The sequence below is a fragment of the Bradyrhizobium sp. USDA 4354 genome (assembly GCF_054060315.1).
Genome location: NZ_JBSSDC010000001.1, coordinates 1,739,256 through 1,760,485 on the forward strand (window position 1 = coordinate 1,739,256; position 21,230 = coordinate 1,760,485).

Here is a 21,230-nt window from a genome sequence, read left to right on the forward strand (position 1 = left end):
TTGCTGACCCTCCCCTGGAGGGGGAGGGTCGGATCGCATCATCGATGCGATCCGGGGTGGGGTGACAGACTATCGGCGACGGCGGTGTTGAGGATTCAAGTTTGCGGACAGTCGAGAGACTATTTGCGCGGCTTCACCCCACCTCGCTCGCGCTTCGCGCGATCGATCCTCCCCCTCCAGGGGAGGATGGCACCTCCGTTGGGGTTTTCATCTTCTCCCCACTCCGCTAAACCGCGCGCCATGAACCGGACTGGACTCTTCATCGCCCTGGCGCTGTGGCTCGTGATCGGCGTCGTCTTCGGCGTTTACCCCGAGCTCGATCTCAAGCTCGCTGCGCTGTTCTTCGACCCCGCGACCAAGACGTTCCCGCTCAAGCTGAACGAGTGGGCCGGCTTTGCGCGCGATGCGGCGATGTGGATCGCCTGGGCATTCGCGCTGCCCTCGATCGTCGCGCTCGTGGTCAAGATGATCCGGCCCGACCGGCCGCTGCTGGTGCCGGGGCGCACCGTCATCTTCCTGTTGGTGACGCTGACCATGTCGGCCGGCATCCTGACCAACCTGACGTTCAAGAACTACTGGGGCCGTCCGCGTCCGGTGGTGGTGACCGAGTTTGCCGGCGATCAGCAATTCGTGCCGTGGTGGGATCCGCGCGGCGCCTGCGGACGCAACTGCTCGTTCTTCTCCGGCGAAGGGGCGACGGCATTCTGGACGCTCGCGCCGGCCGCGCTGGCGCCGCCGCCGTGGCGGCCGCTCGCCTATACTGCCGCCGTGGTGTTCGGCGCCTTGACCAGTGGGCTGCGCATGGCCTTTGGTGGCCATTTCTTCACCGACGTTTCCATCGCCGGCCTCGTCACCTTCGTCGTGATCTGGTTCGCCTACGCGCTGATTTACCGCTGGCCGCGGACGCGGTTCTCGGACGAAGCGGTCGATGCCGCCCTGACCCGGCTGAACATGCCCGCCTACCGGCTCCGCCAGCGCCTGTTCGGCCGCAAGACCGGTCCCGAGCCGTCGGTTTGAGCCATTAAATGCGTGCCGAGGCGTGCGAAATTTGTTATTCGCCGCCCTCGAGCCACAAACAACATCAGCTACTTGAGACCGATTGGACGCGCCATGACCACGATCCTGAAAAGCCTGCCCAAGGGTGAGAAAGTCGGCATCGCTTTTTCGGGCGGTCTCGACACCTCTGCGGCGCTGCTCTGGATGAAGCAGAAGGGCGCGCGCTGCTACGCCTACACCGCCAATCTCGGCCAGCCCGACGAGGCCGACTACAACGAGATTCCGCGCAAGGCGACGGAGTTCGGCGCCGAGAAGGCGCGCCTCGTCGATTGCCGCACGCAGCTCGTTCACGAAGGCATTGCCGCGATCCAGTCCGGCGCCTTCCATATCTCCACCGGCGGCATCACCTATTTCAACACCACGCCGCTCGGCCGTGCCGTCACCGGCACGATGCTGGTTGCGGCCATGAAGGAAGACGGCGTCAACATCTGGGGCGACGGCTCGACCTTCAAGGGCAACGACATCGAGCGCTTCTACCGCTATGGCCTGCTCACCAATCCCGGCCTGAAGATCTACAAGCCCTGGCTCGACCAGCAGTTCATCGACGAGCTCGGCGGCCGCGCCGAGATGTCGGCGTTCATGACCGCGCAGGGCTTCGCCTACAAGATGAGCGCCGAGAAGGCGTATTCGACCGACAGCAACCTGCTCGGCGCCACGCATGAGGCGAAGGATCTCGAAAGCCTCGACAGCGGCATCAAGATCGTCAACCCGATCATGGGCGTGCCGTTCTGGCGCGACGACTGCAACGTCAAGGCCGAGCAGGTCGTGGTGCGGTTCGAGGAAGGCCAGCCCACGGCGCTGAACGGGCAGACCTTCTCCGATCCCGTCGCGCTGTTCCTCGAAGCCAACGCGATCGGCGGCCGTCACGGCCTCGGCATGAGCGACCAGATCGAGAACCGCATCATCGAGGCCAAGAGCCGCGGCATCTACGAGGCGCCCGGTATGGCGCTCCTCCACATCGCCTATGAGCGCCTCGTCACCGGCATCCATAACGAGGACACTATCGAGCAGTACCGCATCAGCGGCATGCGTCTCGGCCGCCTGCTCTATCAGGGCCGCTGGTTCGATTCGCAGGCGCTGATGCTGCGCGAGACTGCGCAGCGCTGGGTCGCGCGCGCCGTCACCGGCGAGGTCACGCTCGAGCTGCGCCGCGGCAACGACTATTCGATCCTCAACACGGAAAGCCCCAACCTCACCTATGCGCCGGAGCGGCTCAGCATGGAGAAGGTCGAGGACGCTGCCTTCACGCCGGCCGACCGCATCGGCCAGCTCACCATGCGCAACCTCGACATCGCCGACACCCGCACCAAGCTGAAGCTCTACAGCGACACGGGCCTGCTTTCGGGAAGCGAAGGCTCGCAGATCTTCCGGCTCGAAAGCGACAAGGGTTGATGGCTTGTCGGCCCGATCGGGCTAGAGCATGATCCGGAAAAGCGTGCAGCGGTTTTCCGAAAAGATCATGCTCAAACAATAACCTAAAGCGCGATGACGATTCATCCTGATCTCATCGCGCTTTAGGAACCGATCGACGGCCTTGTCGATGTCGGGGTGAATACCAGCTTCACACAGCTGCGGAACAGCAGGATTTGTCGCTCCAGCCGCTTGGGGTCGTTGAGCGTCTTCGACATGATGATGGCGCCGTCCACGACGCACGAGATCATCTCGGCGAGATCGTCGAGGTCGATGGCATCGCGCGGCGGATAGACCGCGGCGATGCCATCGAGGATCGCGCGGAAATGCGCATTCCAGCTCCTGACTGATTGCGCGGTCAGGTCGCGAACCTCGTGGTCGAACAAGCGCTCCTGATAACAGATGCTGGCGATCAGGCAGCCGGGATGGCCGTTGGGCAGATCGGCCATGGTCTCGGCGAGTAGTTTCAGGGAGATCAGGAAGGACTGAAGCGGGTCGTCCGAAAGCTCGCGTCCCCGCCTGAAGATTTCGTCGAACAGCCGATCGTTCGTCTCGACGTAGCGACGCAGCATCTTCCGCGCGAGCGCGTTCTTGTCCCTGAAGTGATAGAAGAAACCGCTCTTGGTGAGGCCGGCCTCGGCGATGACCTCGTCGATCGACGTCGCGGCGAAGCCTTTTGCGAGCACCGCCGCTTCCGCGATCTCGAGAATGCGTCCCCGCGTCGCTTCGCCCTTTCCCATCGGCTCCTCCAAAACCACACCAAAGGTGCGGAATCCGCCGCGCGCGGCAAACGCCTAATCCGAGAGCCTCGCGCAAGCCTCTGATTTGTCATCTGTTTGCAGGTAGAAGTTCAGCCGCACCATCAGGCTTCTAGAGCAGCGCGACATTATGCGGCACCAATGGCCCCAGACCGAGGGCGGGCACGACGCGACCGAACGATGAGAGCGGCCCGTGCAAATGATGGAGCGATCAATGGCCAGATACAGACACGGCCTGCCGCAGCACCGCGGCGGCATTTTCCTGACCGATGGCGGCATGGAAACCACCCTGATCTTTCACGAGGGGCTGGAGCTGCCTCATTTCGCGGCATTCGTGCTGCTCGACAGCGCGGATGGTCGCGCGCATTTGAAACGTTACTATGAAGCCTATCTTCGTATTGCGCGGCAGCATGGGCTCGGCTTCGTGCTCGACAGCCCGACCTGGCGCGCCAACCCCGATTGGGCCGCCAAGCTCGGCTACGATGCAGCTGCGCTCAAGGCCGTCAATATGCGCTCCATCCGCTTTCTGGAAGAATTGCGCGGCCAATGGGAGACCTCCGGCGCGCCCTGCGTGATCAGTGGCGCGATCGGGCCGCGAGGCGACGGCTACAAGGCCGGCAACATGGACGCGGCGGAGGCGGAAGCCTATCACTCGGCTCAGATCGCGGCCTTCGTCGAGGCAGGCGCCGACATGGTGACCGCGTTCACGCTGAACAGCATCAACGAGGCCGTAGGTGTGGTGCGCGCGGCCAAGAGACAGGAGATTCCGGTCGCGATCTCCTTCACGGTCGAGACGGATGGTCGCCTGGTCAGGGGAGAGTCCCTGCGCGAAGCGATTGAAGCTGTCGACAATGCAACGGAACGTGCTTGTGAATATTTCCTGATCAATTGCGCGCATCCGGCCCATTTCGAGGGGGCACTCGCGGGCGGCGAGGCATGGGTCCAGCGCATTCACGGCGTCAGAGCCAATGCGTCGACCAAGAGCCATGCCGAGCTCGACGAGTCGGAGACGCTCGACAGCGGCGATCCCGTCGATCTCGGCCGCCGTTACCTTTCGCTCCGGCGCGCGTTCCCGGGCATGCGGATCCTGGGCGGCTGTTGCGGCACCGATCACCGGCATGTCGCCGCCGTTTGCGAGGCATGCCTGCCGTCAGAAGCGTTGACTGCGTGATACGAATAAAATGGCCGGGAGCGCTCCCGGCCTTTCCCTTTGCCGGTCTCGTCTCGGCTTGGCCGTGCCATGATGGGCGGACATGCGTTCAACGCTTTGGGGTGAGGCCCTTCGCCACCCGGCCGGGCGATACGTGACTTAATGACGGTGTCATTCTCGATCGCTACGCTTGCTGTTTCTACCGGAACGGGATTGCGGAGCATCGCGCATGATCAAGAATTCGGCCCTTGTCTTTCTCATCGTCCTCAGTTGGACATCATCGTCGTCGGCACAGACGATCTATCCGATCGATCGTGCCGAGATCCTGGCGGGAGCCAAATTCGACTTCAAGATCGAGCTTCCCGGGCCGGTCGATCCCGCCAAGTTGAAGGTGACGGTGAATGGCGCAGATTATTCGACCGCGTTCGGACGTGCCGGGACCTTCATTGAACGCGAGGACGGCAAGGAGCAGTCGGCCCTGATCCTGCGCGACGTCACGCTGACCACGCCGGGCAGCGTTGCCGTGGACGTGAGCGATGGCACGCGCCAGCGCAGCGTCACGTGGACGGTCTACGACACGGGCCAGCGCAAGGCGAAGAACGTCATCCTGTTCATCGGTGACGGCATGTCGCCGGCGCATCGGGTCGCCGCGCGAATCCTGTCCAAGGGGATCTCGGAGGGCAAGAGCCGCGGCAAGCTCGCCATCGACGAGATGCCCCATATGGCGCTGGTCGCGACCGCCGGCTCGGACTCGATAATCACTGATTCCGCGAACTCGGCCAGCGCCTATGCGACCGGGCACAAGAGCGCCGTCAACGCCCTCGGCGTCTATGCGGACCGCACCGCAAGCCCGTTGGACGATCCCCGGGTCGAAACCATCACGAGTCTCGCCAAAAGGCGGCTCGGCATGGCGATCGGCATCGTCACCAATACCGAGATCGAAGACGCGACCCCGGCGGCGATGGTTGCGCACACCCGCCGGCGCGCCGCCTATGACGACATCGTCGAGCAATTCTTCACGGCGAAGCCGGATGTCCTGATGGGCGGCGGCAGCGCGAATTTTCTGCCGAAGTCGGCCGCCGGCTCGAAGCGCAAGGACGAGACCGACTACATCGCGAAGTTTCGCGATGCCGGCTATCAGGTGGCGACCACCGCGAGCGAGCTCGGGGCGTCCGCCGCGAGGCCAGAGACGAATAAGCTGCTCGGCTTGTTCGCCACCGGCAACATGGACGGTGTGCTCGACCGCAAATTCCTGAAGGGCGGCGGCGTCAAGAAATTCCCCGAGCAGCCCGATCTGACCGAGCAGGTGCAGGGAGCGCTGAACATCCTCTCGAGGAACGAGAACGGTTTCTTCCTGATGGTCGAGTCCGGAATGATCGACAAATACGCGCATTTGCTCGACATGGAGCGCGCCGTCTACGACACGATCATGCTCGACAACGCGGTGCGCCAGACGCGCGAATGGGCGCGCGCACGTGGTGACGACACCCTCATCCTGGTGGCGGCGGACCACAATCATCCCAACAGCCTTGTCGGCACGGTGAATGACGACATGGGCACCGTGCCCAATGTTCCCTTACGCGAGCGCGTCGCAGTCTACGATAAGGCCGGATTCCCTAACTATCCGGCGCCGGATGCGGAAGGTTATCCGGCACGCGTCGACGTGAGCCGGCGGCTAGCCATCTTCTCCGCCAGCCTGCCGGATCACTACGAGACGTTCCGTCCGAAGCTGGACAATCCCAACGAGCCGACCGTCAAGGCCGGCGACGACGGCACCTTCAAGGCCAACGACAAATACAAGGAGGTCCCGGGCGCGGTGCTGCGCCCCGGCAATCTGTCGGCGCTGGTCGGCGCCAGCGTGCATTCGGGCGAGGACGTCATCCTGACCGCGACCGGACCGGGCAGCGAGCGCGTGCACGGCTCGATGGACAATACCGAAGTGTTCCGTGTCATGGCCGACGCGCTCGGGCTCGCGGCCGGGCAGTAGCGGCTGCACACGCTCCAAACAAAATGGCCGGGATCGCTCCCGGCCATTTGCGTTTGTGCTTCGCCTCAGCGCGGCGGCGCGGTGCCGGGCGGGGGCGGCGGCAGCGAGGCCTGGCCGCCATTGAGCAGCGGCGTGATGCGGCGGACCGTGACGCGCCGGTTGATCAGGCTCGGTCCCTGCGTCTGCTCCTTCAGATACTGCTCGCCATAGCCCTGTGACGTCAGGTTTTCCGCCGGCACATTGAACTGCTGCGTCAGCAATTCGGCCGCGGACTGCGCACGGCGGTCCGACAGCGACAGATTGTCGACCTCGTTGCCGACCGCATCGGTGTGTCCCTCGATCAGGAACACTTCGCGCGGATTGCGCTGGATCGCCTGGTTGAGGCCGTCGGCGATCACCTGCAGCCGGGCCGCCTGGTCCGGCGGGATGGTCCACGATCCCGTCTCGAAGTTGATCGTGTTGACGTCGATGCTCGGCATCTGCATGCGGACATTCGGGCTGTAGCGGATCTCGTCAAGCGAGTAACGCCGCTCGATCCGCTGCACCGGCGGTGCCTGCATGGTCGCGTAGATCACGTCCGGCGACGCCTCCTGGGCGTCGACGATGTAGCGATCGTAGGGAATGTTCACGACCGGCGGCGGCGCGTCGACATAGAAGCCGCCGACCGCGCGCGGATCGCGGTAGCTGTTGTCGATGATGACGATCTCGCGCCCGCCGGGATCCCTGCGGATCCGCCGCAGCAGCGAGCCGTCCGGGCCGACCACGGTGATCACCTCGCTGCCGTCGGGACGGATCACGACGGTGCGGGTTTCGCCGCCGACGGTGTCGGTGCGGATGTCGCGGGCGCCATAGCGGAAGCGATAGAGATCGTTGCCGCGGACATAGGCCTGCCCGCCCGGATCGCGGATGATGATGCGGTCCGGCTCGGTATAGACGGTGCGGCCGCCCTCGACGACCTCGCGTCGTTGGTTGTGGAGGTCGGCGATGGTCGCACCGATCACGGCGCCTGCCACCACGCCTGCACCAACCGCGAGCGGCGTCAGATCACGCTGCTGCGGACGCGGCGGGGGCGGCAAGGGTGCAGCGACTGTCGGCGCGGCACGGAAGGCCGGTGCGACCGTCGGCGGCGCGTATTGCGCCCTGTTGGGCGGCGGTGCTGCGGCGGGCGAGCCGGGGACGACCGTCGGTGCTGCGGCGCCGGCCGGAGCTGCGGGCCGGGGCGGGAGGGTGCCGGCCTGGGGCGGCGCAGCCGGAGTTCCGGCAGCGGGCGCGCCGGCAGGAGGCGTTCCACCCTGTTGGCCGGGCGTTGGCGTCGCCGTCGGGGCTGGGGTCGCGCCGGGAGCGGGCGTTGCCGCCCCCGGACGTCCGGCCGGCGGCGTCGGAGTGCTGCCGGGAGCCGGCGTTGCCGTTGGAGCGGGCGCGGCACCGGGGGCCGGCGATCCTGCCGCCGGAGGCGAGCCGGGACGTGCACCGGGCGGAGGCGCGCCGGGGCGGCCAGCCGGCGGCGCGCCAGGCGTGCTGCCCGGCGCCGGCGTTGCGGTCGGCGCAGGTGTCGGCGTGGGTGTCGCCGTCGGAGCAGGCGTGGCTGCCGGCGCAGGCGCGCCGGGGCGGGCCGTAGGCGCTGCTGTCGGCGCAGGCGGTGTCGCCGTTGGCGCAGGCGTCGGCCGGGCCGACGGAGCCGCTGGCGGCGGCGGAGGGGTCGGGGTCGGGCGAGCCGCAGGCGGCGGCGTGGGAGCCGGGCGCGCGGCAGGCGGCGTCGGAGGAGGTGGTGTCGGGGCGTGTTGCTGCGGCGCCGCAGCCGGAGGCGGCGAAGGCTGCTTCGGGGCGGCCGGCGGTGGAGGCGGCGAAGGCTGCTTCGGAGCGGCCGACGGCGGCGGGGGCGGCGGAGGCGCCGGACGGGCTGCAGGTGGAGGTGGAGGCGGCGCTGCCGGGCGCGGCGGTGCGGCTGCCGGCGGGGGTGCCGCGGGCGGCGGTGCCGCCGGGCGCGCGGGTGGGGCGGCCGCGGGCGGTCCCTTCGGCGGCTGCTTCGGTTTTCCATCAGGGCCCGTCTCTTGAGGCTGGGCCTGTGCGACCACGAGCGGCGAAGCGCTTTGCGCATGCGATGCGGTGTTTGCCAATTGCATCGCGGTCAGAGCCGTCGTCGCAAGCAGCACGAAACGAAGGTTGGTCATGGTGGTGAACTTCCCCGGAAGGTTCTTTGACGAAGTGTTGTGATGAACAGCTACGCGTTAGGCCGCATTGTGGCGGGCGATGCGACCGCAGTCCGATTTATTTCTGCACGCAAATCATCTCACTACGGCGACGTTCATTGCGCATTCAGACGCAGCTTGCAATCGCCTCACATATGATGCTTCCCCTCATAGCTGATCGCGCGGCGGATTTGCGTCCGTTGCAGGATTGGGCGTGCGCGGTCCATTCGGTCCGCGTCGCGGAATCTCCTCGGGAGCGCGCGGTGGCAACTCGTCCGGCGGCGCCGGCGCGTCTGGCTCGCGCACCGGCGGCGTGATGTCGGGCTGCGGATTGCCCGGCGGAATTCCGGGCGGCGGCTCGGTCGGAGTGCCGGGCGTCGACGGCGGAATCTCGGGCGGTTCGATCGGCATCGGCATCATCGAGATCGTTGTCCGGAGAACGACAACGACGATGCAGCGCTGATGTTCCTCGTCACATCGCTTCGAGGCCCGCCTTATTCCGGCGCGTGACAGACGGCCTCGATATTGTGGCCGTCGGGATCGAGCACGAAGGCGCCGTAATAGTTCGCGTGATAATGCGGACGGATGCCGGGCGGACCGTTGTCGCGGCCACCGGCCGCCATCGCCGCTTTGTAGAAGGCGTCGACCGTGGCGCGGTCCTTGGCTGCGATCGCGATATGCACCGGCTTGTTCATGGCGCCTTCCGCGCCGAACCAGAAGTCCGGCTTGCCGTCGGCGCCGAAGCCTGCGGCCGCCGCGTGGCCGGTCTGCTCTGCCGTCACTTCCATGATCAGGCCATAGCCGAGCGGCGCCAGCGCTCTAGCGTAGAACGCTTTCGCGCGCTCATAGTCGGAGACGGAGAAACCCAAATGGTCGATCATCATAACCTCCGTTGCTTGTCCTCGTCAGCGCGACAGGAACGTATTGCTCCGTGTCTTGCGTGCGATCGTAAAGCCGCGCACGACCATGTCGGCAATACAATCCTGCTGCCATTCGTTTTGTGACAGGTGTTCGATAACCACCGCGCGCGGCCATAGCGATTGCGGCGCGTCGCGGAAGAAGCCGGTCAGCACGCGGTCCTCAAAACCCTCGACGTCGATCTTGAGCGAATCGACTTGGCGGACGCCGGCCTCCTCCAGAATGCGTGTCAACCGCAGCGACGGCACCTTGATGGCCTCGGCACTGGCCGTGCCGGTGACGACATGGGTGGCGCCGAGATTGCCGCCACCGCTCTCGATCATCAGCTCGCCGTCGCTGTCGCCCGCGGCCGCCTGCACCAGGCGCACCTGCGGCGTCTTCGACGCGGCGTGATTGAAGGAGAGCCGTCCGAAGGTGAGCGGATGCGGCTCGATGGCAACCACCTTCCCCGTGGTCCCGACCTGCCGCGCCATCACCAGTGCAAAGGTGCCGACATTGGCGCCGACGTCGACGAACGTGCCGCCCGCAGGGGTGTGCTGGCGGAGGAAGTCGAGCTCGTCGAGATTGTAGTCGGGGTTGAACAGCGCGCCGCGCTCGGTCGCGCTGCCCTGGTGATGGAAGCGGAACGAAGCGCCCTGATACTGCACGTCGATCGGCCCGCTCCGCAGCAGATTGACCAGCCGCGACAGCCACGGCCGGAACGCGCCGCGCTTCAGCCCTGACCGTTGAGCCAGGCGGATGAGCGCAGCCTGTGCCGCATTGGGCGCAAACGCGCCGAACGGCGCTGACGAAGGGGCATTGTCGGTCGGCAAGCAGCAGGTCCTCGTTGCAGGCGAGGCATGCATAGCCGGTTTTGCGGGCGACTCCAACGTCAGTGTCGTCCGGGGGCGCGAAGCGAGCCCGGGACCCATAACCACAGTGAGGAGTGTGACGCGAGACGCCCACTCCGAGTCTTCGCCAAACTCAATCCTGTGGCTGATGGTGTGGACGGCCCCCTACGGCATCAGTTGTGCCAGAATGAGGTTGTCACACACTCATTCACAGGAGCCGTCCGTGAGCCAGATTATCCGCATTGGGATGGATACGTCGAAGTATATTTTTCAACTCCATGGCGTTGATGCGTCAGAGCAGATGGTGCTGCGCAAACGGCTCAGCCGCAAGGCGATGCTGGAGTTCTTTGCCAAGCTGCCGCCGACGGTGATTGTGATCGAGGCTTGCGGGGCCGCGCACTACCTGGCGCGGGAGCTTGGCAGGCTCGGGCACACGGTCAAGCTGATCGCGCCGCAACTGGTCAAGCCGTACGTGCCGCGCAACAAGAACGACGGGCGCGATGCGGAGGGACTGTGTGAGGCGGCGAGCCGGCCGCGGATGCGCTATGTTCCGGTGAAGACGGCCGAACAGCAGGCAGCGCTGATGCTGCTGGGCGTACGCGAGCAATTGGTCGCGCGTCGCACCCAGCTCTCCAATACGATCCGCGGTCATGCGGCGGAGTTCGGTTTGATCGCAGCCAAGGGGCTGGACAAGCTCGCTGCGTTCCTGGCGGCGATCAAACAGGACGATCGCGTTCCAGCGCTGGCTCGCGAGCTGTTTGCGTTGCTCGCTCGCCAATATGACCAGGTGCAAGTCGAGCTGAAGGCGGTCGAGGCCAAGCTGCTGGCCTGGCATCGCGCCGATGCCTTGAGCCGGCGCCTAGCGCAGATCCCGGGGATTGGTCCGGTCACCGCCGCAGCGCTGGTCATGAAGGCGCCAGATCCGCACGCCTTCCGCTCGGGCCGGCTGTTCGCAGCCTGGCTCGGTCTGACCCCAAAGGACCATTCCACCGCCGGCAAGACCAGGCTCGGCAAGATTACCCGCGCCGGCGATGAGAGATTGCGTCAGCTGCTGGTGGTCGGAGCGACCTCGGTGGTCAAGCAAGCGACAGCGAAAGGCTCTGGCCCGCATTGGCTCGTCGAGCTCTTGAAGCGCAAGACACCGAAGCTTGCTGCGGTGGCACTCGCCAACAAGATGGCCCGCATCGCCTGGAAGCTGATGACGACTGGACAGGAATATGACAGCGCGCGGCTGGATGCCCGAGCCGACCAAACGGCAGCCGCCGCGTAGTTGAGAGATTCGGCCGACCGGCGGGTTCACCCACCGGCCGAACCGGAGCTGCAAGAGCAGAGGAGATGGTGCGATCGATCGACCGATGATGCGAGCAAATCCGTGGGACCCATTGGCCGATCAAGGTCGCGTGGTTGATTCGAGCTCGTGTCGCGGAAACCATCTTGGCCAGCGGTCTCACACGCCGAACCAACAGGCCGGACATATGGATGCAAGCGATCCGATCAAAACCTTCACAAAGCTCTTGTGCCACGGGGGCCGTCCACATATGGGTCCCGGATCGGCGCGCGCTTTTGGCGCGCTTGTCCGGGACGACGGAGAACGCCTCACGCCGCCTTCTTCGGCGCCTTCCGCTGCCTCAGGAATCGCCCGAGCAGCCTGCGCCTGCCCTTGCGCGGAATCAGGTCGATGTCGCTGACGAGCTTGGCACCGTCCTTGCGCCGCTCCAGCACGATCTTGCGGCTGTGGAAAGCCTCCAGCTCGGCGCGATGCGCGACGCTGACGATGGTCGCCTTCGGCAGTTCGTCGGTGATCATATTCATCATCTTGTCCTGGCTCTTCTCGTCGAGCGCCGAGGTCGCCTCATCGAGCACGACGATATCGGGATTGTGCAGCAGCAGCCGCGCGAAGGCGAGGCGCTGCTTCTCGCCACCCGACAGCGTCTGGTCCCACGGCCCTTCCTCTTCGATCTTCTCCTTGAGATGATCGAGGCCGACCTTGTGCAGGGCTTCACCGATTTCGTCGACGGTCCAGTGGTCGGCAGCGCCGGGATAGGCGACCGCCCGCCGCAAGGAGCCGGAGGGCACATAGGGCCGTTGCGGCAGCATGAACAGCCGCCGGTCCGGATGGAAATTGACGCTTCCGTCGCCCCATGGCCATAGCCCCGCAATGGCGCGCACCAGTGTGCTCTTGCCGGTGCCGGATTCGCCGGCGACCAGCAGCCGCTCCCCGGGCTCGATCACCACCTCGGTCTCGCCGACCACCGCGGTGCCGTCATCTAACGTGACCGAGAGATCGCGCAGCTCCAGCATGGCGTCGTTGCGCGTCTCGCCGCGCTTGATGCGGCCGAGGCCGTCGCCCTGCTCGGCGCGTTCGAGGCCGTCGAGCGACATCATCAGCGAGGCGATGCGGCGCGCACAGGCGTTCCAGTCGGCCAGCCGCGGATAATTGTCGACCAGCCAGCCGAACGCGCTCTGCACGATGGTGAAGGCGGAGGCCGCCTGCATCACCTGACCGAGCGTCATGCTGCCGTCGAGGAATTTTGGCGCGCAGAGCAGCAGTGGCACGACCGGTGCAACGAGGCTGGATCCCTGCGACACCAGCGTGGTGCGCATATGCTGGCCGGCGAGCCGCGCCCATTGCCGCAGCACGCGGGCAAGATTGCGGTCGATGCCGTCACGCTCCTCCTGCTCGCCGCCGAGCAATGCGATGCTCTCGCCGTGCTCGCGCACGCGCGTCAGCGTGTAGCGGAAATCGGCCTCGGCCTGGTTCTTGTTCTCGGAGATCTGCACGAAGCGTCGGCCGATCATCGTGATCGAGCCCGAGGCGATCGCGGCGTATAACATTGCGGCGATCACCAGGAAGCCAGGAATGGTGATGGCGGAGCCGCCGAGCGTCACGGTGAGCGCGCCGCCGATGGTCCAGAGCACGACGATGAAGGTGATGGCCGACAGCAGCGCGGATGTGACGCCGGCGAGGAAATCGACCGGGGAGTCGGTCGCAATCCGCAGATCCTCCGCGATCCGGTATTCGGGATTTCCGTGATCGCCGCCGACGAGGTTGAGCTGGTAGTAGCGCCCATTCTTGAGCCACCGCGTCAGTACGCTCGCAGTTAACCAGGCCCGCCAGCGCCGCTGGATGCTCATCCGCGCGAACACCTGCGCCACGCCGAGCACGATGCTTCCGATCGCGAGCGGGACGAACATTACGGTGAGACGGAACACGCTCGTCGCGTCGCGCTGCTCGATGGCATCGAAGATGGCCCGATTCCAGACGTTGATGCCGTATTGAAAAACGACGATCAGCACGATCAGCACGCCGAGACCGATCGAGAACGGCCAGGCCAGGCGATCGCCGTTGCGGCCCCAGAAACCGCGCGCGCTGATCCAGAACCGCGTCAGCAGATAATCCTTGCGGGCCTGCTCGGCTTCCTCGGGTGATAGCTCGGGGTCGGGTTCGACCAGCTCGGGCGGCGGCGGTGCCACATCATCGCCGTGCGCGCCTTTGATCTCCACAATGGGCGCCTTCCTGCCCCGTTCGCGCGTTGTGGCCGGCTTGTGCATGAGCGAACAACGCACAAGGAAATCAATCGGTTCCCTTCGGTTCCGGCCGCGGAATCACTCGGCGGCGCCGTCGCGCACGCGTCGCAGCCGCGCGGCCCGGTGCAGAACGCGCGACAACTCCTCGATCGAATAGGGCTTTTGCACGAGCTCGAAGCCGGCAGCGCCGTCCTGTGACAGGGCCTGGCTGTAACCGGTGGTCAGCACGACCGGCACGCCGATGCCGCGATCGCGGATCGCCTGGGCCAAATCGAGCCCGGTCATCCCGGGCATCACCACGTCCGAGAACACGACATCGAAACGGTCCGCGTCCACGATGAGCTCGGCGAGTGCGTCGGTTGCATTATCGACCAGAGTGATGGTGTAGCCGAGTTCGGTGAGGCCATCAGCGGCGAAATTGGCAAGCGCGATATTGTCCTCGACCACCAGCACCGACATGCCGCTTCCGGCCACCGCCGGCGCAGTGTTGGGCGCTTGGCGCTCCGGCAGCAGGTCCGGCGGCACACGCGGCAGATAGAGCGAGAAGGTGCTGCCGTGCCCCACCTCGCTCGTCACAGTCACCTCGCCGCCGGACTGCCGGGCGAAGCCGAACACCTGGGACAGGCCGAGACCGGTGCCGTGGCCGACCTGCTTGGTGGTGAAGAACGGCTCGAAGATTCGTCCGAGCCGCGCGGCGGGAATGCCGACGCCGGTGTCGCTGACCGTCACGCGGACAAAGCCATGGTCTGCCGAGGTCTGGCTGGCCGAAAGCTGCGTCAGCGTGTCCGCAACGGTCGTTGTGGCCTCGACCCTGAAGACGATCCTGCCTTTGCCCTGCATGGCATCGCGCGCATTGGTCGCCATGTTGATCAGCGCGGTCTCGAATTGGCTGGCATCGGCATTGACGAGGCACGGCTCCGCCGGCAGCTGCATGACGATCTCGATCGCGGGACCCAGCAGCGTGGCGAGCATATCGTGCAGCGACTGCACCCGCGCGCCGACGTCGAACACCTCCGGCTTGAGGGTCTGGCGCCGCGCAAAGGCGAGCAGCTGGGAAGTCAGCTTGGCCGCGCGCGCCACTGAATCCGCAATGGCCGTGATGTAGCGCTGGCGCCGCTCCTCGGTCAGCTGCGGGCGGTTCAACAAATCGACCGAGGCGCGGATCACCGTCAGGAGGTTGTTGAAGTCGTGGGCGACGCCTCCGGTGAGCTGGCCGAGCGCCTCCAGGCGCTGGCTGTGCTTGAGCGCCTCCTCGGCCTCGCGCCGCTTTGCAGCTTCGGCCTGAAGGTGCTGGGTGCGCCGCATGGCGAGCGTCAGCAGCAGAAACAGCAGCGCGGTGGCGGGAATGCCGAACACCAGATGCTGGCCCATGGTGGCGAACCAGCGCGCGCGGATCGCCGAGGTCTCGAGCCCGGCGCTGACATAGATCGGATATTCGGCAACACGCCGGTAGGCGATGCGCCGCTCGATGCCGTCCGAGGGCCAGACGGCGGTGATGAGGCCGTGCTCGGGGTGAGCCGCGATCTCGCGGCCGACAGGTCCGCCCGGATCGAGGCGGAGGTCACGGTCGAGCCGCGGGAAATGGGCCAGTACCACGCCGTCGGTGCGGCCCATCGCGAAGAAGCTGCCGGGATCGGAGCCGATCCTGGCGTAAAAGCTCTCGAAATAATCCGGCAGAACGGAGGCCTGGATTACGCCGATGAAGCTGCCGTCGTCGGTATCGCGGCGGTGGCTCATGCTGAAAAAGCGCGCGCCCTGATAGGGCGGCCGTGGCGTCAGGGCCTTGCCGATGAAAGTGCCGATGCTCTGGTCGATATGGGCATAGAAGTAATCGCGGTCGGCAAAGCCGAGCTCAGGCGGTGGCGAGACAAGGCTGTTGACCAGCGCTTTTCCGTCCGCATCGAAGATCCAGGCCGATTTGAGCTGCGGCAGCGAATCGGTCAGGCGCTTCAGGCGGCGATGCAGCGTCGGTTCTCGCGCGCGGATGGTTTCGTCGGAAAGGCCGCGCACGACCTCGTTAAGCTCGGCGAGGCTGCGGTCGATGGTCTCGAACACCTTGAGCGCGTGCTCATGAGCGACATCGACGGTGCGCTCGATCTCCCGGTCGGCGATATCCCTGGTCGATGTGTAGGAGATCGTGGCGGCAACGACGAAGAGCGCAATCGGCAGCGCCAGGGATGCCGCCATCATCCACTGCAACAGCCTCAGCGAGTTGCGTTGCGCCCTCTGCACAGTCGCTCCGTCCCTGACGGGAGCTTAACTGAAACCCGCGCAAGGAAGGAAGCAGCTTATGCTGGAACTGTTGGTTGTGGGACGAAATTTTGCCCGCCGGGCGGGAGAAGAAAAATTCTGCTCGAATTGAACGCAATTGCAGAACACCCCGGCCGATCTGGCCGGGGTGGAAGGGATGGCCTTCGTCTCAGATCTGGCGTTCGACCATCTTGAGCTTCAGCTCGGCGATGGCTTCGGCCGGGTTCAGGCCCTTCGGGCACGCCTTGGCGCAGTTCATGATGGTGTGGCAGCGATAGAGGCGGAACGGGTCCTCGAGATTGTCGAGGCGCTCGCCGGTGGCCTCGTCGCGCGAATCGGACACCCAGCGGTTGGCCTGGAGCAGCGCGGCGGGGCCGAGATAGCGCTCGCTGTTCCACCAATAGCTCGGGCAGGAGGTCGAACAGCAGGCGCACAGGATGCACTCGTAAAGGCCGTCGAGCTTCTCGCGGTCCTCGTGGCTCTGGCGCCATTCCTTCTGCGGCGTCGGCGAGGTCGTCTTCAGCCACGGTTCGACCGAGGCGTACTGCGCGTAGAAATTGGTGAGGTCGGGGACGAGATCCTTCACCACCGGCTGGTGCGGCAGCGGATTGATCTTCACCGCGCCGTCCTTCACGTCGTGCATCGAGCGGGTGCAGGCCAGCGTGTTCTGGCCGTCGATGTTCATGGCACAGGAGCCGCAGACGCCTTCACGGCAGGAGCGGCGGAAGGTCAGCGACGGATCGATGTGGTTCTTGATCCAGATCAGGCCGTCCAGCACCATCGGACCGCAATCATTGGTGTCGACGTAGTAGGTGTCGACGCTCGGATTTTTGCCGTCGTCCGGATTCCAGCGATAGACCTTGAACTCGCGGAGCTCGGTCGCGCCCGCGGGCTTCGGCCAGGTCTTGCCGCCGGAAATCTTCGAGTTCTTCGGAAGTGCGAATTCAACCATAAGTCCTGCCTCTGGTTTCCCTCGTCACTGCCGGGCTTGACCCGGCAATCCATCCTTCTGAGAAGATGGATGCGCGGGTCAAGCCCGCGCATGACGAGCAATGATCAATACACGCGCGCCTTCGGCGGGATGTACTGCACGTCGTTGGTCATGGTGTAGTCGTGAACCGGGCGGTACTCGATCTTGACCTTGCCGGCGTCGTCCAGCCAGGCCAGCGTGTGCTTCATCCAGTTCTTGTCGTCGCGCTCGGAGAAGTCCTCGCGGGCATGAGCGCCGCGGCTCTCGGTGCGGTTGGCGGCCGAGTTCATCGTCACCACCGCCTGCGAGATCAGATTGTCGAACTCCAGCGTCTCGACCAGGTCCGAATTCCACACCAGCGAGCGGTCGGACACGGCGATATCGGTGATGCCGCTGTGGACCTTTGCGATCAGGTTCTGGCCTTCGCTCAGCACTTCGCCGGTGCGGAACACGGCGCAATTGTTCTGCATCACGTGCTGCATGCCCTCGCGCAGCTTCGCGGTCGGAGTGCCGCCGGATGCGTAGCGGTAATGGTCGAGCCGGCCGAGCGCCATCTCGGCCGAGTTCGCCGGCAGCTCGGGCTGCTTGCCGTTGGGCGTGAGCTTCTCGGCGAGGCGGAGCGCCGCAGCGCGGCCGAACACGACGAGGTCGATCAGCGAGTTGGAGCCGAGGCGGTTGGCGCCGTGCACGGAGACGCAGGCGGCTTCGCCGATCGCCATCAGGCCGGGGATCACTGCGTTGTCGTCGCCGTCCTTCTTGGTCAGCACTTCGCCGTGATAGTTGGTGGGGATGCCGCCCATGTTGTAGTGCACGGTCGGCACGATCGGGATCGGCTCGCGCGTCACGTCGACATTGGCGAAGATCTTGGCCGATTCCGAGATGCCCGGCAGGCGCTCGGCCAGCACGGCGGGATCGAGGTGGTCGAGGTGCAGGAAGATGTGGTCCTTCTTCTTGCCGACGCCGCGGCCTTCGCGGATCTCGATCGTCATCGCGCGCGAGACCACGTCGCGCGAGGCGAGGTCCTTCGCCGACGGCGCGTAACGCTCCATGAAGCGCTCGCCCTCGGCGTTGACGAGATAACCGCCTTCGCCGCGCGCGCCCTCGGTGACGAGACAGCCCGAACCGTAGATGCCGGTCGGGTGGAACTGGACGAATTCCATGTCCTGCAGCGGCAGGCCGGCGCGCAGCACCATGCCGCCGCCGTCGCCGGTGCAGGTATGCGCCGAGGTGCAGGAGGCGTAGGCGCGGCCATAGCCGCCGGTGGCGAGGATCACGGTCTGGGCGCGGAAGCGGTGCAGCGTTCCGTCATCGAGCTTGAGCGCGATGACGCCGCGGCAGGTGCCCTGGTCGTCCATGATCAGGTCGATGGCGAAGAACTCGATGAAGAACTCGGCCGCGTGGCGCAGCGACTGGCCGTACATCGTGTGCAGCATGGCGTGACCGGTGCGGTCGGCGGCGGCGCAGGTGCGCTGCGCCTGGCCTTTGCCGTAGTCCAGGGTCATGCCGCCGAACGGACGCTGGTAGATCTTGCCGTCCTCGGTACGCGAGAACGGCACGCCCCAATGCTCGAGCTCGTAGACCGCCTCGGGCGCGTTGCGCACCATGTATTCGATCGCGTCCTGGTCGCCGAGCCAGTCCGACCCCTTCACGGTGTCGTACATGTGCCAGCGCCAGTCGTCCTTGTGCATGTTGCCGAGCGAGGCGGAGATGCCGCCCTGCGCCGCGACCGTGTGCGAGCGGGTCGGAAACACTTTGGTGATGCAGGCGGTGCGAAGACCGGCCTCGCTGCAGCCGACCACGGCGCGTAAGCCCGCGCCGCCGGCGCCGACCACGACGACGTCATAGGTGTGGTCTTCGATCGGATAGGCTTTTCCGTTGGTGGCGGGAGCGCCGTTGCCCTTGCCATTCGTCTCAGCGGCCATGGGTTTACACTCCGGAAGAAAGCTTCAGAATCGCGTAGGTCGAGGCGAGCGCCACGGCGAACGAGAAGAAATTGTTGAGCATGATCGCGGTGAGCTTCAGCTTCTCGTTATGGACGTAGTCCTCGATCACCACCTGCATGCCGATCTTCATGTGCCAAGCGCTGGCGAAGATGAAGAGGAGCAGGATCACCGCAACGGGAATTGAGCTGAGAATCTGCGCAGCGCCGACCTGATTGCGGCCGAGCAACATCATGATGATCACCAGCACCGGGATCATCAGCAGGGTCATCGCGACGCCAGTGATGCGCTGGCGCCAGAAATCGGACGTGCCCGAATGCGCGGCGCCGAGATTGCGGACGCGGCCGAGCGGGGTGCGCATGCTGCGCTTCGGCGTATCGGTTGCGCTCATCGTCCACCTCCGATCGCATAGGCGATGATCCAGATAAGGACCGTCAAAGCGATGCCGCCGATCAGGGCGCCCCAGGTCAGCGCTTCCCGCTCATTGGCCTTGAAGCCATAGCCGAGATCCCAGATGAAATGCCGGATGCCGCTCAACATATGGTGCATCAGCGCCCAGGTGTAGCCGAACACGATCAGACGGCCGATGATGCTTCCAGAGAAGGCCTGGACGTGCGCATAGGCCGCCGGGCCGGAGGCCGCTGCAACCAGCCACCAGACCAGCAGCAGGGTTCCGACGTAGAGGGCGATACCGGTGGCGCGATGGACGATGGACAGCGCCATCGTGAGGGTCCAGCGATAGGTTTGGATGTGCGGCGAAAGCGGTCGTTCGATCCGTGCGGTCATGGGCGGCTTTGATGTTTGTTGCGGCCCAGCATGGGGCGCGCGGGGATCGCGAAAGGTCGGCTCTATTTACGGAGTCGATCTGGCCTGCGCAATCACCAAATGGCCATAAATCGAACGTGAGTTCAGCTCTACAGCCTTGATGAAACAAGGCCAATCAGGGGCTTGGTATACCAGCAAGTCGGTCTGCCAACGAAGATAGAAATATACATTCATTTCTTGATACGATCGTGCGAGGCGCGTTGAAATCACTATTGGAACGCCTCTAACCCACCCACTGTCACCGGCCGTTCATTCCGGCCAAACCATCGCGGCAGCCTGCCGCGCACTCCCCAGGACGGCTAATCCCGGCGCGCAGCCCAGCGGCACCATGCGCGCCGACGACCGATATGCACCGCCCGCATTCCACCCCAGCCGGGTCGCCCCGGTTGTCGACCAGACCCGGCAGATCGCCTACAGCTTTACATAGCCGGTTCCGAATCGAGCTCTCCGAGGAGCTGCGACCAGTCGCCGAGGCAGGTCAGGGGTGGTTGCAGGACTTGATATCAAGGAAATCGTCGAGCTCGCGCTGCTGCTGATCGCAACCGGTGCGCTCTCGGGATTCCTGGCCGGCGTGTTCGGGATCGGCGGCGGCGCGATTCTCGTGCCGGTGTTCTACGAATGCTTCCGCATCGCCGGCGTGCCGCTGGAGGTGCGGATGCCGCTCTGCGTCGGCACCTCACTCGCGGTGATCATCCCCACCTCGATCCGCTCGTTCCGGGCGCATTACAAGCGCGGCGCCGTCGACATCGCCATCCTGCGCGTCTGGTGGCTGCCGATTGTGATCGGCGTCCTCGCCGGCAGTGTGATCGCGCGCTTTGCGCCGGAGCGGCTGTTCAAGATCGTGTTCGTCGCCGTGGCCTGGTCAGCCGCGGTCCGGCTGATCTTCGCGCGCGAGACCTGGAAACTCGGCGATGATCTGCCGAAGGGCCCATTGATGCGCGTCTACGGCTTTTGCGTCGGCATCCTCTCGACCCTGATGGGCATCGGCGGCGGCCTGTTCTCGAATCTGCTGATGACCTTCTACAGCCGTCCGATCCATCAGGCGGTCGCGACCTCGTCGGCGCTCGCGGTGCTGATCTCGATTCCCGGCGCACTCGGCTACATCTATGCCGGCTGGCCAGCGGCGGCGAACTATCCCGCCGTCGCAGCGCTGCAGATTCCGTTCGCACTCGGCTACGTCTCACTGATCGGCGCCGTGTTGGTGATGCCGATGAGCCTCGTCACGGCGCCGTTAGGGGTGAGAGCTGCGCATGCGATGTCGAAGCGCACGCTGGAAGTCGCGTTCGGGTGTTATCTGTTCGTAGTCGGCAGCCGGTTTGTGATGAGCCTGGTCGGCGGCTTGTAGTCGCCGCGTCCACCGTCATTGCGAGCGCAGCGAAGCAATCCAGAATCTCTCCACGGAGACAGTCTGGATTGCTT

At 65.3% G+C, this 21,230-nt stretch carries 17 protein-coding genes; 6 read left to right on the forward strand and 11 right to left on the reverse strand.

Annotated elements, in window-relative coordinates; all coding sequences use genetic code 11:
• Positions 1 to 240: 240 nt before the first annotated feature.
• Together ACVIIV_RS08185 and argG are read left to right on the forward strand one after the other, a co-directional pair.
• Positions 241 to 1,017: a phosphatase PAP2 family protein gene (locus tag ACVIIV_RS08185; RefSeq protein WP_456743733.1), complete on the forward strand. Its 777-nt coding sequence runs from the start codon at positions 241 to 243 to the stop codon at positions 1,015 to 1,017.
• 93 nt (positions 1,018 to 1,110) lie between these two features.
• Entirely contained in the window at positions 1,111 to 2,448 is a 1,338-nt protein-coding gene (argG, locus tag ACVIIV_RS08190) for an argininosuccinate synthase (RefSeq protein ID WP_456743734.1), read from the forward strand.
• A 122-nt stretch (positions 2,449 to 2,570) separates the two neighbouring features.
• Here argG and ACVIIV_RS08195 read toward each other — a convergent pair whose 3' ends face one another.
• Positions 2,571 to 3,206 carry a TetR/AcrR family transcriptional regulator gene (locus ACVIIV_RS08195; RefSeq protein WP_456743735.1) on the reverse strand — a complete coding sequence of 212 codons (636 nt, stop codon included), beginning with the start codon at positions 3,204 to 3,206 and terminating at the stop codon, positions 2,571 to 2,573.
• A gap of 232 nt (positions 3,207 to 3,438) precedes the next feature.
• On the opposite strand from ACVIIV_RS08195, the gene ACVIIV_RS08200 reads away from it, so the two are divergent.
• Both ACVIIV_RS08200 and ACVIIV_RS08205 read left to right on the forward strand, forming a co-directional pair.
• Positions 3,439 to 4,395 carry a homocysteine S-methyltransferase family protein gene (locus tag ACVIIV_RS08200; RefSeq protein WP_456743736.1) on the forward strand — a complete coding sequence of 319 codons (957 nt, stop codon included), beginning with the start codon at positions 3,439 to 3,441 and terminating at the stop codon, positions 4,393 to 4,395.
• A gap of 208 nt (positions 4,396 to 4,603) precedes the next feature.
• Positions 4,604 to 6,361 (forward strand): alkaline phosphatase, encoded by a 1,758-nt coding sequence (locus ACVIIV_RS08205; RefSeq protein ID WP_456743737.1) that lies wholly within the window; start codon positions 4,604 to 4,606, stop codon positions 6,359 to 6,361.
• Between the two features lie 65 nt (positions 6,362 to 6,426).
• Here the strand turns inward: ACVIIV_RS08205 and ACVIIV_RS08210 are convergent, their stop codons facing one another.
• From ACVIIV_RS08210 to ACVIIV_RS08225, 4 genes are all read right to left on the reverse strand, one after another.
• Positions 6,427 to 8,532: an OmpA family protein gene (locus ACVIIV_RS08210; protein ID WP_456743738.1), complete on the reverse strand. Its 2,106-nt coding sequence runs from the start codon at positions 8,530 to 8,532 to the stop codon at positions 6,427 to 6,429.
• 186 nt (positions 8,533 to 8,718) lie between these two features.
• A complete protein-coding gene (locus tag ACVIIV_RS08215; protein WP_456743739.1) occupies positions 8,719 to 8,961 on the reverse strand; it encodes a hypothetical protein in 243 nt (80 codons plus the stop codon).
• An 83-nt stretch (positions 8,962 to 9,044) separates the two neighbouring features.
• Positions 9,045 to 9,431: a VOC family protein gene (locus tag ACVIIV_RS08220; RefSeq protein ID WP_456743740.1), complete on the reverse strand. Its 387-nt coding sequence runs from the start codon at positions 9,429 to 9,431 to the stop codon at positions 9,045 to 9,047.
• Positions 9,432 to 9,455: 24 nt separating this feature from the next.
• Positions 9,456 to 10,280 (reverse strand): FkbM family methyltransferase, encoded by an 825-nt coding sequence (locus ACVIIV_RS08225; protein ID WP_456743741.1) that lies wholly within the window; start codon positions 10,278 to 10,280, stop codon positions 9,456 to 9,458.
• Between the two features lie 241 nt (positions 10,281 to 10,521).
• Between ACVIIV_RS08225 and ACVIIV_RS08230 the strand changes: the two genes are divergently transcribed.
• Positions 10,522 to 11,568 carry an IS110 family RNA-guided transposase gene (locus ACVIIV_RS08230; RefSeq protein ID WP_456743055.1) on the forward strand — a complete coding sequence of 349 codons (1,047 nt, stop codon included), beginning with the start codon at positions 10,522 to 10,524 and terminating at the stop codon, positions 11,566 to 11,568.
• Positions 11,569 to 11,894: 326 nt separating this feature from the next.
• On the opposite strand, the gene ACVIIV_RS08235 is transcribed toward ACVIIV_RS08230, so the two are convergent.
• The 6 genes from ACVIIV_RS08235 to sdhC form a co-directional block, all read right to left on the reverse strand.
• Positions 11,895 to 13,850, reverse strand: coding sequence for an ABC transporter ATP-binding protein/permease (locus ACVIIV_RS08235; RefSeq protein WP_456743742.1), 1,956 nt, complete (start codon positions 13,848 to 13,850; stop codon positions 11,895 to 11,897).
• A 54-nt stretch (positions 13,851 to 13,904) separates the two neighbouring features.
• Entirely contained in the window at positions 13,905 to 16,058 is a 2,154-nt protein-coding gene (locus ACVIIV_RS08240) for an ATP-binding protein (RefSeq protein WP_456743743.1), read from the reverse strand.
• 187 nt (positions 16,059 to 16,245) lie between these two features.
• A complete protein-coding gene (locus tag ACVIIV_RS08245) occupies positions 16,246 to 17,028 on the reverse strand; it encodes a succinate dehydrogenase iron-sulfur subunit (RefSeq protein ID WP_060734471.1) in 783 nt (260 codons plus the stop codon).
• Positions 17,029 to 17,132: 104 nt separating this feature from the next.
• On the reverse strand, positions 17,133 to 18,968 hold the full coding sequence (gene sdhA / locus ACVIIV_RS08250; RefSeq protein WP_456743744.1) for a succinate dehydrogenase flavoprotein subunit: 1,836 nt from the start codon (positions 18,966 to 18,968) through the stop codon (positions 17,133 to 17,135).
• A gap of 4 nt (positions 18,969 to 18,972) precedes the next feature.
• Positions 18,973 to 19,377, reverse strand: coding sequence for a succinate dehydrogenase, hydrophobic membrane anchor protein (sdhD, locus tag ACVIIV_RS08255; RefSeq protein ID WP_456743745.1), 405 nt, complete (start codon positions 19,375 to 19,377; stop codon positions 18,973 to 18,975).
• On the reverse strand, positions 19,374 to 19,772 hold the full coding sequence (gene sdhC, locus ACVIIV_RS08260; RefSeq protein WP_456743746.1) for a succinate dehydrogenase, cytochrome b556 subunit: 399 nt from the start codon (positions 19,770 to 19,772) through the stop codon (positions 19,374 to 19,376). The genes sdhD and sdhC overlap by 4 nt, the downstream gene beginning before the upstream one ends.
• A gap of 523 nt (positions 19,773 to 20,295) precedes the next feature.
• Between sdhC and ACVIIV_RS08265 the strand changes: the two genes are divergently transcribed.
• On the forward strand, positions 20,296 to 21,156 hold the full coding sequence (locus tag ACVIIV_RS08265) for a sulfite exporter TauE/SafE family protein (RefSeq protein ID WP_456743747.1): 861 nt from the start codon (positions 20,296 to 20,298) through the stop codon (positions 21,154 to 21,156).
• The last annotated feature ends 74 nt before the right edge of the window (positions 21,157 to 21,230 follow it).

Excerpts from the sequence above, each read along its gene's own strand:
- ACVIIV_RS08185 (WP_456743733.1), top strand. The coding sequence starts at position 241 with ATGAACCGGACTGGACTCTTCATCGCCCTGGCGCTGTGGCTCGTGATC.
- argG (WP_456743734.1), top strand. The coding sequence starts at position 1,111 with ATGACCACGATCCTGAAAAGCCTGCCCAAGGGTGAGAAAGTCGGCATC.
- ACVIIV_RS08195 (WP_456743735.1), bottom strand. The coding sequence starts at position 3,206 with ATGGGAAAGGGCGAAGCGACGCGGGGACGCATTCTCGAGATCGCGGAA.
- ACVIIV_RS08200 (WP_456743736.1), top strand. The coding sequence starts at position 3,439 with ATGGCCAGATACAGACACGGCCTGCCGCAGCACCGCGGCGGCATTTTC.
- ACVIIV_RS08205 (WP_456743737.1), top strand. The coding sequence starts at position 4,604 with ATGATCAAGAATTCGGCCCTTGTCTTTCTCATCGTCCTCAGTTGGACA.
- ACVIIV_RS08210 (WP_456743738.1), bottom strand. The coding sequence starts at position 8,532 with ATGACCAACCTTCGTTTCGTGCTGCTTGCGACGACGGCTCTGACCGCG.
- ACVIIV_RS08215 (WP_456743739.1), bottom strand. The coding sequence starts at position 8,961 with ATGCCGATCGAACCGCCCGAGATTCCGCCGTCGACGCCCGGCACTCCG.
- ACVIIV_RS08220 (WP_456743740.1), bottom strand. The coding sequence starts at position 9,431 with ATGATCGACCATTTGGGTTTCTCCGTCTCCGACTATGAGCGCGCGAAA.
- ACVIIV_RS08235 (WP_456743742.1), bottom strand. The coding sequence starts at position 13,850 with ATGCACAAGCCGGCCACAACGCGCGAACGGGGCAGGAAGGCGCCCATT.
- ACVIIV_RS08245 (WP_060734471.1), bottom strand. The coding sequence starts at position 17,028 with ATGGTTGAATTCGCACTTCCGAAGAACTCGAAGATTTCCGGCGGCAAG.
- sdhA (WP_456743744.1), bottom strand. The coding sequence starts at position 18,968 with ATGGCCGCTGAGACGAATGGCAAGGGCAACGGCGCTCCCGCCACCAAC.
- sdhD (WP_456743745.1), bottom strand. The coding sequence starts at position 19,377 with ATGAGCGCAACCGATACGCCGAAGCGCAGCATGCGCACCCCGCTCGGC.
- sdhC (WP_456743746.1), bottom strand. The coding sequence starts at position 19,772 with ATGACCGCACGGATCGAACGACCGCTTTCGCCGCACATCCAAACCTAT.